This window comes from Xanthomonas sp. NCPPB 1325, from assembly GCF_041477645.2.
GTDB classification, from domain to species: Bacteria; Pseudomonadota; Gammaproteobacteria; order Xanthomonadales; family Xanthomonadaceae; genus Xanthomonas; species Xanthomonas cannabis.
Genome location: NZ_CM192985.1, coordinates 2,497,662 through 2,510,058, shown reverse-complemented (window position 1 = coordinate 2,510,058; position 12,397 = coordinate 2,497,662). Strand labels below are relative to the sequence as shown.

General features: G+C 67.6%; 11 protein-coding genes. 6 read left to right on the top strand and 5 right to left on the bottom strand.

The features are described from left to right. Positions 1-568: 568 nt before the first annotated feature. The 3 genes from ACCQ10_RS10680 to ACCQ10_RS10670 form a co-directional block, all read right to left on the bottom strand. Positions 569-826 (bottom strand): KGG domain-containing protein, encoded by a 258-nt coding sequence (locus tag ACCQ10_RS10680; protein ID WP_039411372.1) that lies wholly within the window; start codon positions 824-826, stop codon positions 569-571. Between the two features lie 237 nt (positions 827-1,063). Next, complete coding sequence (locus tag ACCQ10_RS10675) at positions 1,064-1,372, bottom strand: hypothetical protein (RefSeq protein WP_372360610.1); 309 nt, start codon at positions 1,370-1,372, stop codon at positions 1,064-1,066. After that, a complete protein-coding gene (locus ACCQ10_RS10670) occupies positions 1,363-2,523 on the bottom strand; it encodes an NAD(P)/FAD-dependent oxidoreductase (protein ID WP_372360609.1) in 1,161 nt (386 codons plus the stop codon). Before ACCQ10_RS10670 ends, ACCQ10_RS10675 begins: the two co-directional genes overlap by 10 nt. Positions 2,524-2,757: 234 nt before the next feature. Between ACCQ10_RS10670 and ACCQ10_RS10665 the strand changes: the two genes are divergently transcribed. The 6 genes from ACCQ10_RS10665 to ACCQ10_RS10640 are packed head-to-tail and all read left to right on the top strand — an operon-like array spanning position 2,758 to position 8,755. Continuing rightward, positions 2,758-3,942, top strand: a complete 1,185-nt coding sequence (locus tag ACCQ10_RS10665) for a glycosyltransferase family protein (protein ID WP_372360608.1) — start codon at positions 2,758-2,760, stop codon at positions 3,940-3,942. Positions 3,943-3,980: 38 nt separating this feature from the next. After that, entirely contained in the window at positions 3,981-4,754 is a 774-nt protein-coding gene (rfbF, locus tag ACCQ10_RS10660; RefSeq protein ID WP_104580641.1) for a glucose-1-phosphate cytidylyltransferase, read from the top strand. A 2-nt stretch (positions 4,755-4,756) separates the two neighbouring features. Then, positions 4,757-5,806, top strand: a complete 1,050-nt coding sequence (locus ACCQ10_RS10655; RefSeq protein WP_039564450.1) for an NAD-dependent epimerase/dehydratase family protein — start codon at positions 4,757-4,759, stop codon at positions 5,804-5,806. Further along, positions 5,803-6,384 carry a dTDP-4-dehydrorhamnose 3,5-epimerase gene (rfbC, locus tag ACCQ10_RS10650; protein WP_372360606.1) on the top strand — a complete coding sequence of 194 codons (582 nt, stop codon included), beginning with the start codon at positions 5,803-5,805 and terminating at the stop codon, positions 6,382-6,384. The genes ACCQ10_RS10655 and rfbC overlap by 4 nt, the downstream gene beginning before the upstream one ends. Further along, on the top strand, positions 6,381-7,682 hold the full coding sequence (locus ACCQ10_RS10645) for an NAD(P)H-dependent oxidoreductase (RefSeq protein ID WP_372360605.1): 1,302 nt from the start codon (positions 6,381-6,383) through the stop codon (positions 7,680-7,682). The genes rfbC and ACCQ10_RS10645 overlap by 4 nt, the downstream gene beginning before the upstream one ends. A gap of 38 nt (positions 7,683-7,720) precedes the next feature. Then, positions 7,721-8,755: an acyltransferase family protein gene (locus tag ACCQ10_RS10640; RefSeq protein ID WP_372360604.1), complete on the top strand. Its 1,035-nt coding sequence runs from the start codon at positions 7,721-7,723 to the stop codon at positions 8,753-8,755. Positions 8,756-8,811: 56 nt separating this feature from the next. Here ACCQ10_RS10640 and cobA read toward each other — a convergent pair whose 3' ends face one another. Next, positions 8,812-9,558 (bottom strand): uroporphyrinogen-III C-methyltransferase, encoded by a 747-nt coding sequence (cobA, locus tag ACCQ10_RS10635; protein WP_184440693.1) that lies wholly within the window; start codon positions 9,556-9,558, stop codon positions 8,812-8,814. A gap of 65 nt (positions 9,559-9,623) precedes the next feature. Next, positions 9,624-12,359, bottom strand: a complete 2,736-nt coding sequence (locus ACCQ10_RS10630; protein ID WP_506191975.1) for a nitrate reductase — start codon at positions 12,357-12,359, stop codon at positions 9,624-9,626. Positions 12,360-12,397 lie beyond the last annotated feature (38 nt).

Genomic DNA, 12,397 nt, shown 5'->3' with positions numbered 1-12,397 from the left:
GGCCCGCAGCGCATGAAAGATGCGGCTGCTTGGAGTGAATGGTGCGTGGCGCTTGCACACGCCGTTGACATGGGGGCTGCATGCGTGACAGCGCAGCGCATGTAGCAGCCGCTGGCTTGGCCAGCGTGGTCCTCAGGAGCGTGGGCTTCAGACACGGGGCAAGACGCGTTGGCTCGGCATCGTGCGTGGTCGCGGCTGATCACACCACACTGCATCGTCAACTTTCTTGCCGCGCAGGCAAGGCGCTCGTCCACGCCCCTGCAAATTCTGCCGAACGTGCCCCCTGCGTACGGCCAATAGCGAAATTTTTCCCTGCAATCGATGGCGTGCGAGCGGAGGGGTGCAAAAATTTCCGCTGGGCGCGTCGGCATGTTTCGGATCAGGCGGTTATCGCTGTCCCGTTTATTGCGGTATCACCATGGGTGCTGTCGAAGCCGGCGGCGTGCAATCGATTGTCTACCAAGCCCGTAGCAAGCGCCGGGCGCACAACGCAGCAGGCCCCACGCCGCATGGCGCAGGGCCTGCATTCCACGCGCCGCGTCGGCATGCCCTCGCATGCCGCTGCGGGTTACGCGGATTCTTCCTGTGGCTTGGCCTGCTTGGAGCGCCCGCCCTTGCTGCCGATACGCGACATATGATCGCGATCGCGGCTCACCGCCTGGCCGCCCTTCCGACCTGCTTCGCGTGCCTCGTCACTGGTGAATTCGTGCGCATTGCCGCTGGCATGCGCGGCCTTCCCACCGCTGCTGGCCAGCAGGCGGCGCTTTTCCGGGTCCAATGCGGCAAAGCCGCGCCGGCTACGAGTACTGTTCTGACCGTCTTCCACTGTGCCTCCTCTCGATGCTTCGGGTACGTCATTGGGTAATGGGCTTACCGCAACAATCGTGCCAACCCGAAACACCAGGCCCGGCGGGGGCAGACGGACACAGGCAGGAAAAAACCGCTGCGCTCGCTGTGCAAATCTTGCACACCTGCCCGACCTGCGCCGGGCCCACTGCGGTGCAAATGCAGGTAGCGCTACCAGCCCAACCCGAACGGCATCACTCCGAGGCCTCCGGCGCCCCTAAAGCAAGGTGACGTCATGCGCGCGGACGATCAGCTGGTCCTGCCGAAAGCGCCGTTCCAGCTCGGCGCGATAGCTGTGCCACCAGGCTGTATCGAGGGTGTCGGCCATGACCTCGTAGATCACCAGATCGTCGCGCACCAACCGCGCGTCATCTTCCCGCCAGGCCCCGCTCACCGGCGCCCGGGTGTAGGCGGTGATGCCGCCGAAGCGCTCGGCCAGCTCGCTGTGGACACGGTCGAACAGGCTCGATGCGAACGGCTGGCGCTGGTTATCGGTCAGCGGCAGCAGCAACTGGATCAGATACATGCGGTGCCCACCTTTGGGTCGGTCGGAGGTATGTCGACAGGAGCCGGGTGTTCCTGCAGCAGCGCCAGCACATGTTCGGCGATGCTCAGGCACGCGGTCAGCCCCGGCGATTCGATGCCGAACAAATTGACCAGGCCAGGGATGCCGTGCCGTGCCGGTCCATCGATGCGGAAGTCCGCGTCCGCAAGCTCCGGCCCGTGGATCTTCGGGCGCACGCCGCAGTAGCCGGGCTGCAGGGCATCGTCCGGCAGGCCTGGCCAGTACCGACGGATGGCAGCGACAAACGCGGCCGTCGGCGCCGGTGCGCAACGGTAGTCCGGTTGCGCCACCCATTCCACGTCCGGGCCGAAACGCGCCCGGCCGTGCAGGTCGAGGGTGAGATGCACGCCCAGCCCACCCGGCTCGGGCAGCGGATAGATCAGCTGCCGAAATGGAGCCCGACCGGCCAGGGTGAAATAGCTGCCCTTGGCGAAGTACGCCTGCATCTGCGCATGCGCGGGCAGGCCCGCGATCGTAGCGGCCAGCGATGGCGCGCCATGACCGGCCGCATTGATCAACCAGCGGCAGGTGAGCGAGGTGGCAGCGTCGTCGGCAATCACCACGCGCACTCCCTGCGCCACCGGTTCGACGCGCTGCACCGCCGTGCGTAACGCGAAGGTGGTGCCGTGCGCCTGTGCATCGCCCTGCAATGCCAGCATCAGCGCATGGCTGTCGACGATGCCGGTGCTCTGCGATTCCAGTGCAGCGACGCACTGCAGTGCGGGCTCGCGGGCGCGGACCTGGGCAGCGCTGAGCGGAACCAATGCGGGGGCATGACTGAGCGCCGCATTGTGCTGCAGGCGATCGAGTTGTTGCTGCTGTGCGTGGTCGCAGGCGACGACGAGCTTTCCGCAGCGTCGGTGCGGCACGTTGCGGTGTGCGCAGTACGCATAGAGCAAGGCATTGCCGCGGACGCACAACCGTGCCTTCAACGAACCGGGCCGATAGTACAGACCAGCATGTATCACCTCGCTGCTACGCGCACTGGTGCCCGTACCGATGGCCGCTTCCGACTCCAGCACCAGCACCGTGTGGCCCTGCACGGCGAGGCAACGTGCGATGGCGAGCCCGACGACGCCTGCGCCCACCACGATGCATTCGACGTCATGCATGACTACGCTCGTTCGACGGCGGGCCAGTGTAGCGACACGGCGCACTGCGCGGGTTGTTGCGACCGTTCTCACCGGCCTCTCACGATCAGCTCCTACTATCGATGTGCGTTTTGCCACGATTTACAGCTGTTTTCGAGTGGCCTCCCCCGCCGCATTCGACACATGCACGTCTACCCCACCCGAGCGCGACCATCGGTCGCACGGTTCGGATGTGCATTGGTCAAAGGAGTTTCAATGGACGCACCGCGTTCGGTCTTGCTGGCCTCCAACTACCAGGCCTGGCCAGAAGCATTCAATGGACAGGCGTATGCATTGCTCAACGTCGTCCGCAACCTGGAACATGCACAGCTGCTGTGTCCGCCGGCAGCGGACTATACAAGCGGGCGCGGCGTCACGCCGAGCGTGTCGTACCTGGTCAACGAGCTTGCGTATCGCAGTGTGTCCGCACTGCGGCGTTTGAGCGGCCGCCCCGCCCTGTCCAATGCGCAACCGCAGCGGCTGGACCGTGACTACGACCTGTTCTTCTACGTGTGCCAGTTTCCCAAGGAGTTGAGCACGCTCGCGCGCATCGATGGCTGGCACCAGCGCTGCCAGCTACGCGCGGTGTACCTGCTGGAGACCTGGCCGGAACTGCTGCACGCGCAGAGAGCCGAGCTGCAGGTGCTGGATCAGTTCGATCACGTGTTCGTGCTCAATGCCAGTTGCGTGGATGCATTGCAGCAGTACACCCGCACGCCGGTGTCGTTTCTGGCCAGCGCCTGCGACACGGTGCTGGCCACCCCCGTGCCACGGCCGCCGCAGCGCTGCATCGATGTGCTGAGCATCGGGCGGCGCATGCCCCAGGTCCATGCGCAACTGCTCGACCATGCGCGGGCACACCCGGAGTTCTTCTACCTGCACGATGCACTGCGCGGCGGCGCGGTGCCGGACTGGTCTGCGCATCGCTTGCAGTCCGCGGCGATGATCAAGCGCGCCAAGTTCTTCATGGCACACGACTTCACCGTGGATACGGCCGGCGTCTTCAAGGGCGTGCAAAAGCAGGCGTTGGCTACACGGTATTTCGAAGGCGCGGCCGGCGGCGCCGTGATCGTCGGCTCGGCGCAACGCTGCCCGGAGTTCGGCCAGTTCTTCGATTGGGAGGACGCGGTGATCGAGCTGCCGCCGGCACTGGACGACATTGGCGCCTTTCTGCAGGAGCTGGAGCAGCAGACCGACCGCCTTGCACAGGCGCGCGTCCACAACACGGTGCAGTCACTGCGCCGGCACGATTGGGCACACCGCTGGGTGCAGGTGCTCGACACCCTGCAGTTGCCGCGCCCACCGTTGCTGGCCGAGCGCATTGCCCTGCTCGACAGTCTGGCCGCCATGGCCGAGCACGCCGCCTCCCCGCCGATGCTGGCGATGAGCATGACCGCGTGACCGCAGCGCCGCATGTGTTTCAGATCAAGGGATCAGCAATGAAAGCAGTCATTCTGGCGGGCGGGCTGGGCACGCGCCTTTCCGAGGAAACCGCCATCCGCCCCAAGCCCATGGTGGAGATCGGCGGCAAGCCGATCCTCTGGCACATCATGAAGATCTACGCCCATCACGGCATCCAGGATTTCATCGTCTGTCTGGGCTATCGGGGCGAGGTGGTCAAGGATTTCTTCATGAACTACCACATGCGCGAATCGGACGTGACCTGCGACCTCGGCAGCAATACCACCACCTTGCACAACACCCGCGCCGAGCCGTGGCGGGTGACGCTGGTGGACACCGGCGCGCAGACCATGACCGGCGGGCGCCTGCGTCGGGTGCGTGAGCATCTGCGTGGCGAATCGGCGTTCTGCATGACCTATGGCGACGGCGTGGCCGACATCGACATCGGTGCGGCCATCGCGCTGCATCACCGCGAAGGACGGCTGGCCACGGTCACCGCCGTGCAGCCACCGGGGCGCTTTGGCGCACTGCGCCTGGACGGTGGGCAGGTGACCGGTTTCCGCGAGAAGCCGGTCGACGGCGATGGACTGATCAACGGGGGCTTCTTCGTGCTCGACCCGCAAGTGATCGACGTGATCGAGGACGACAGCACGGTCTGGGAAAACAGCCCGCTGGAAGCGCTGGTCGACCGCGACCAGTTGAGCGTCTATCGCCACGACGGGTTCTGGCAGCCCATGGACACCCTGCGCGACCGCAACCATCTGGAAACCCTCTGGTCCACCAATCGCGCGCCCTGGCGCGTGTGGGAGTAAGCATGCGCATTCTGATCACCGGCAACATGGGCTATATCGGCCCGGTCGTGGCCGCGCACCTACGTCAGCGCTATCCGCAGGCCTGGCTGGTCGGCATCGACCGCGGCTGGTTTGCGCACTGCCTGTCCGACCCGCGACGGCTGCCGGAAGTGGTGCTGGACCAGCAATGGTTCGGCGACGTGCGCGATCTCGATGCGCAGCAGCTGCGCGGGTTCGACGCGGTGGTGCATCTGGCGGCGATTTCCAACGATGCGATGGGCAAGCGCTTCGAGCAGGTCACCGATGCGATCAACTGCCGTGCCAGTGTCGCCGTGGCCGAGGCCGCCGCGCAGGCGGGCGTGGGGCATTTCGTGTTCGCGTCCAGCTGCAGCGTGTATGGCGCAGCAGCCGATGGCACGCCGCGGTCGGAGCGCAGCGATGTCGCGCCGCTGACCGCCTATGCGCACTCCAAGATCGACACCGAACGTGCGCTCGCGCGCCTGGACACCCGCATGGTGATCACCTGCCTGCGCTTTGCCACCGCATGCGGCGCGTCGCCACGGCTGCGGCTGGACCTGGTGCTCAACGATTTCGTCGCCGGCGCGGTGGCCAACGGCAGCGTCGAGGTGCTGTCGGACGGCTCGCCGTGGCGGCCATTGATCCACGTGCGCGACATGGCACGTGCCATCGACTGGGCATCGCGTCGCGCACCGGACAACGGCGGGCAGTTCCTGTTCGTCAATGCGGGCGCGCAGCGGTGGAACGTGCAGATCCGCGATCTCGCCCAGGCCGTGGGCGTGGCATTCCCCAGCGCAAGCGTGTCGATCTGCGCCGATGCACCGGCAGACAACCGGTCGTACCGGGTGGATTTCTCCCTGTTCGAACGGTTGGCGCCTGCGCATCAGCCGCAGGAGACACTGCGCTCCACCATCACCGAACTGCGCGACGACCTGCAGCGTGCCGGCTTTGACGATCGCGACTTCCGCCGGAACTCGGACTTCATTCGCCTGCGGATCCTGCAGCAATTGGTCGACGCGGGCACGCTGGCCCCGGACCTGAGGGCGGCGGCATGATCTTCCATCCCACGCCTCTGGCAGGTGCGTTTGTGATCGCGCCGGAACCGCGCGGCGATGCGCGCGGCTGGTTTGCACGGGTGTTCTGCAGCGACGAAATGGCGCAGGCCGGTCTGGCCTCTGCGTTCGTCCAGGTCAACAACTCGTTCAATGCCGAATCCGGCACCTTGCGCGGCATGCACTACCAGTTGCCGCCCGCCGCCGAGGTCAAGATCGTGCGCTGCATCGGCGGGGCGCTGTGGGATGCCATCGTCGACCTGCGCCCGGATTCGCCCACCTATCTGCAGTGGTACGGCACCGAGCTCAGTGCTAACAACCGTCTGGCGCTGTATGTGCCGCGCGGCTTTGCGCATGGCTTCATCACCCTGCAGCCGCAGACCGAAGCGCTGTACTTCGCCAGTGCCATGTATGCACCGCAGGCCGAACGCGGGCTGCGCTGGAACGATGCGCGCATCGGCGTGCGCTGGCCGCGCGTACCGCAGTGCGTCTCCGACAAGGACACCGGCTGGCCGGACTTCGATGCGCAGGCCCACGGCATTCCCCTGCTGGCCGGGCTCACCGCGCAGGAGCGCGCATGAACGTCGATCGCTTGTTGCAGGCGCGTGCAGCCGCCGGGCGCCCGTTGCAGGTGGGGTTGTACGGCGCCGGTTTCATGGCGCGCGGGCTGGTCGACCAGATCGCCCAGGCAGTACCGGGCATGCGCGTGGCGGTGATCTGCAACCGCAGCGTGGACAAGGCGCTGGAGGCCTATCGGCAGGCCGGCCAACAGGCGCAGCGGGTCGATGGCGCCAGCGCCTTGCAGCGCCAGATCGCTGCCGGCATCCCGGCCGTCACCGACGACCCGGCGCTGGTCTACGAATGCGCCGGCCTGGATTGCCTGATCGATGCCACCGGCGCCATCGACTACGGCGCCCGCATCAGCCTGGGCGCGATCGCCAACGGCCGCCATATGGTCACGATGAATGCCGAGCTCGATGGCACCGTCGGCCCGCTGCTCAAGCGCAAGGCCGACGCGGCCGGGGTGATCTTCAGTGCCTGCGATGGCGACCAGCCGGGCGTACAGATGAACCTGTACCGCTTCGTGCGCTCGATCGGCCTGACCCCGTTGCTGTGCGGCAACATCAAGGGACTGCAGGACCCGTATCGCACCCCGGCCACGCAAGCCGCATTTGCGGCGCAGTGGGGGCAGGACCCGCACATGGTGACCAGTTTCGCCGACGGCACCAAGATCAGCTTCGAACAGGCCATCGTGGCCAATGGCACCGGCATGTCGATCCTGCAGCGTGGCATGACCGGCTACACGCACCGCGGGCATGTGGACGAGCTGACCACCCGCTACGACATCGACGCCTTGCGCGCGGCCGGAGGCGCGGTGGATTACGTGGTCGGCGCCCTGCCCTCGCCGGGCGTGTTCGTGCTGGCCAGCCACGACGATGCCAGGCAGCGGCACTATCTCAATCTCTACAAGCTCGGCGAGGGCCCGCTGTACAGCTTCTACACGCCGTATCACCTGTGCCATTTCGAGGTGCCGCTGTCGGTCGCGCGCGTGGTGTTGATGGGCGATGCGGTGTTGCAGCCGCTGGGGGCGCCGCTGGTCGAGGTGGTCGCCACCGCCAAGCGCGACCTTGCCGCGGGCGAGATCATCGACGGGCTGGGCGGTTACATGAGCTACGGCCAATGCGAGCGTGCCGACCTCACCGCGGGGGCGCGGCTGCTGCCGATGGGCGTGGCCGAAGGCTGCGTGCTGCGCCATGCGGTGCGCAAGGACCAGGTGCTCAGCTACGACGATGTGCAGCTTCCCGGGCACCGTCTGATCGACCGCCTGCGCGCCGAGCAGGCCGACATGTTCGGCAACGCTGCCGTGCCGGCCGCCTGACCGCAGGCGGGCCTCCCGCACCTGCGCTGCCGCTCGCGATGGTGTCCCTTCCCGCCCGCCCCACCATCCGCATCCTGCAGGCCGGGCGCGCACTGGCCGCGCTGCTGGTGGTGCTCAGTCATAGCGTGCTGCCGACCACGCATCTGGTGGAGCCATTGCCGGCTGCCGTAGCCGCCGCGCTGGCGCACGGCTATCTGGGCGTGGATTTCTTCTTCGTGCTGTCCGGCTTCATCCTCTACTACGTCAACCACGCCAGTACCCACACGCCGGGCTGGAGCCGCGACTACGCCAGCAGCCGCCTCACCCGGATCTATCTGCCGTACTGGCCGGTCGGCCTTGCGCTGGCGTTGGCCTACACGCTGCGTCCGGCCTGGGACAGCGGCGAGATGGGCTGGTCGTGGCTGGCCACGCTCAGCCTGCTGCCGGTACACGGCCAATCCGCGTTGGGCGTTGCGTGGACGCTGAGTTACGAGCTGATGTTCTATGCGCTGGCGTGGCTGTTTTTTCGCAGCGGCTACCCGCTGCGCTGCGCGCTGGCATGGGCCGCGCTCGTCGCGCTCCATCATGTTGCCGGTGCGCCGTTCGAGCAGCCCGTCGATCTGTCCTGGCGCGCGTTGCTGCTGCACCCGATCACGCTGGAGTTTGTGTTCGGTCTGTTGGCTGCACGGGCAACGCTCGGCACCGCACGCTGGCCGGTGTGGGCTGGCGGTGCGATCGCGGCGGTGGCGCTGTGCTGCTTCGTCGGCAGCGGGCTGCAGCGCGCCTATTCGCCGCTGTTTGGCCTGGCGGTGGCCGGTGCCCTGGTGGTGCTGGTGCGTGCGGAATGGCGCGACTGGCTGCGCGTGGGCCCAGCGCTGGTGTTGCTCGGCAATGCGTCCTACGCCATCTACCTGGTGCACATGCCGCTGATGTCGCTGGTGGCGCGTGCCACCCGGCGCCTCGGTGCGCTGGCGAGCTGGCCGGTGAATCTGCTGCTGAGCGTGGCCGCTGCGCTGTTGCTGGGCGTGGCGTATCACCTGCTTTACGAGAGGGTCGCGCTGCGCTGGGCCAAGCGCGTGCTGGCGCGCCGCTAGCGTGAGTCAACGCTCGCAATCACCTTGCAGCATCGCGCCTGCGGTGCCCGCACCGCTCAGCCAACGGCCTGCTCCGGCATCGAAGCAAGGCGGTCGTCGCACCCGGCAGAAGCCTCGGACAGCGCCTCTCCCACCAGCAGCAAGGTCGGCAGGCCCGGCAGCATGGCGGCGGCGGTAACGCCGAGCTCTCCCAGCGTGGTGAGCCGGCGTTGTTGCTCCGGCCGCGTTGCCGCCTGCACGATGGCGGCCGGCGTGCTGGCCGGCAGATGCGCCAGTAATGCCGTGGCCACGGCATCGGCGCGGCGCAAACCCATGTAGATGCCCAGCGTGGTGCCGCTGGCAGCGAGCGCACCCCAGTTCGGCTCGCCATGGTCGTGGGTGTGCGCCGTGACGAAGCTGATGCCGTGGCAGTGACTGCGATGGGTCAGCGAGACGTCCAGCGCCGCCGCTGCCGCAAACGCCGCGCTCACCCCGTTGATCACCTGCACGCCCACACCGGCGCGGCGCAAGAAACCGATCTCTTCGCCGGCACGGCCAAACAACAATGCGTCGCCGCCCTTGACCCGCACCACGCGCAATCCCTGCAACGCATACCGCCGCATCAGCCGGCAGATGAACTCCTGCGGCGTGGAGCGGCAACCGCCGCGCTTGCCCACGCGGATCACCCGCGCCTGCGGTGCCAGTTCCACGATGTCGGGGTTGGCCAGGTCGTCGAGCAGCAGCACCTGTGCCGAGGCCAGTGCCTTGACCGCCTTGAGGGTCAGCAGGTCCAGATCGCCGGGGCCGGCGGACAACAACACCACATCACGCGCGCAGGAAGGAATGACGGACATAGGAGATCTCGCAGTGTGTGGAGGGTGGAGGTGCATCAGGCCAGCCGCGGTTGCCGGCACAGCCGGGTCAGTTGCGGAACGCACGAGCCGCAGACGGTGCCGCAGCCGAGCCGTTGCTTGAGCTGCGCCACATCGGCGCCGTCGTCGATGGCAGCGTGGATCGCCGACGCCGCAACGTTCATGCAGGTGCAGACGATCGGGTCGCTGGGCGCGACCGGCGACTGCGCAAATACCGCCAGCCGCGCCGCGCGCCACGGCTTGCCGGCCAATGCGGTGGCCAGCAGCGCCTGGTCGGCGTCACTGGGCTGGGCTGCGGTGAGCAACAGGCCATCGATATGGCTGTGCCCGTCCTGGGTCCGCCAGCCGACCCGGCGCATCAGCCCACGGCGCAGATCGCGGTATTCCAGCACGTCGGCGCCGGCCGGCAGTTGCAGCGCCGCCACCAGGCGCTCGATCCACGCCGTCTCGGGTGCGCGTTCGCAGGCAGCATGCAGGACCGCCCATTCGCCGCCGCCGTCGCTCGGCGCTTCGGCATGCAGGCGCAGGCTGGCATAGCCGCACTCGCGCAGCAGCGGTTGCAGCGCCTGCTGCAGCGCCAGCGCATCGCCGCGGCGTGCGGCCAGCAGATGCCAGCCGAACACCGCCTTTTCCACTCGCACCGCCGCATGCTTGAGCTCGGGCTGCTGCGAGCGCGCATCCACCGCCGGCGTGCTGACCTCGTTGATGCCCCCGCTGGACAACGCCTGCCCGCTCCAGTGCATTGCCGCAAACACCGTGCCGGAGCGCAATTCGTCCGACAGTTCCAGCGGCAGCACCAGCGCCCCGCGCTTGCTGGCCACCTGCACCAGCTCGCCCGCAACCAGCCCGCGCCGTGCGGCATCGTCCGGGTGCATGCGTAGCGCTGGCTCGGGGCTGTGTGCATAGGCGGCGGCCACGCGACCGGTGCGCGACATGCCATGCCATTGGTCGCGCAGGCGGCCGGTGAGCAGGCGCATCGGAAAGCGCGCCGAGGTGGCTTCGGCCACCTTGCGATACGGTGTTGCATGGAACTGCGCGCGGCCATTGGCAGTGGCGAACACGCCATCGGCATAGCGTCGTGCCTGCCCATGCGCAGCGCCGGCAGGAAACGGCCATTGCTGCGGGCCGTTGTCCAGTTGCGGGTAATCCAGCCCGCCGATGTCCAGATCGCGCCCCACCGTCAACGCACGGTGCTCATCGAAGATCTGCGCGGCGCTGTCGAATGCGAACAGCCCCGCGCCGGTTGCCGGCACCAACCGGGCTTCCAGCCGTCGCGCAACTTCGTTGGCGATCCACCAGTCCGCACGCGCCTGGCCCGGCGGCTCCACGGCCTTGCGCACCCGGGTGATGCGGCGTTCGGAGTTGGTCACCGTGCCGTCCTTTTCGCCCCAGCTGGCCGCCGGCAGCAGGATGTCGGCATACGGCACGGTGTCGGTGCCGGAAAAGGCGTCCTGCACGATCACCAGCTCGGCCTGTTCCAGCGCGGCGCGGATGCCGGCCACCTCCGGCATCGAGTGCACGGGGTTGGTGCAGACGATCCACACCGCCTTCAGCGTGCCGGCACGCAGGCGCTCGAACAACTGCACCGCCGGTGTGCCGGGGGTCGGCGAGATACGCCCGGCCGGCACGCCCCACAGGTGTTCCACCTCCGCGCGATGCTCGGCATTGCCGATCTCGCGATGGGCGGCCAGCATCGTCGCCATGCCGCCCACTTCGCGCCCGCCCATTGCATTGGGCTGGCCGGTCAACGAGAACGGCCCGGCGCCGGGCTTGCCGATCTGCGCCGTGGCCAGATGCAGGTTGATCAACGCCAGATTCTTGTCGGTGCCGTGCGCCGACTGATTCAAGCCCATGCAATACAGCGACAACGCCGCCGGGCTGCGCCCGAACCACTCGGCCGCCTGCACCAGGTCCTCGTGCGAGATCCCGCAAATCTCGGCGCTCATGCGCGGGGTGTATTCGCGCAGCATTCGCTTGAGGGCATCGAACTGATCGGTATGCGCCGCAACGAAATGCGCATCCACCAGACCCTCCCAGATCAGGTGGTGCAGCATGCCGTTGAACAAGGCGACGTCGGTGCCGGGTTCGATGGCCAGGTGCAGGTCGGCCATGGCCGCGGTATCGGTGCGCCGCGGGTCGATCACGATCCAGCGGGTGTCCGGGTTGCGTGCGCGCGCGTCTTCGAGCCGACGAAACAGCACCGGATGGGCGTACGCCATATTGCTGCCGGCAAACAGCACCGTCTGTGCCAGCTCCAGATCGTCGTAGCAGGTCGGCGGACCGTCGGCGCCGAGCGCAAGCTTGTAACCGGTGACCGCGCTGGACATGCACAGGCGCGAATTGGTGTCGATATTGTTGGTGCCGAGCAGACCCTTGGCCAGCTTGTTGAAGACGTAGTAGTCCTCGGTGAGCAACTGCCCCGACAGATAGAACGCCACGGCATCGGGGCCATGCTCCTGCACGATCGCCGCCAGCTTGCTGCTGACATGCTGCAGCGCCTGATCCCAGCTCACCGCTGCACGCGGAGCCTGCCGATGACGGCGCAGCTCCGGCGCGACAACCCGCCCCTGCGTGCTCGCCACCGTCTGCGGCAGCGCCAGGCCCTTGCTGCACAGACGCCCGCGGTTGGCAGGATGCAGCGGGTCGCCTTCGATCCCGACGATGCGTTCGCCGTCGGCGTCGTGCTCGCTGTGGATCAGCACACCGCAGCCCACCCCGCAGTAGCAACAGGTCGAGCGCGTGATGCGATGCATCGGCGCAGCCCCTTGCGGCAGGGCTGCGGTGGCGGGCG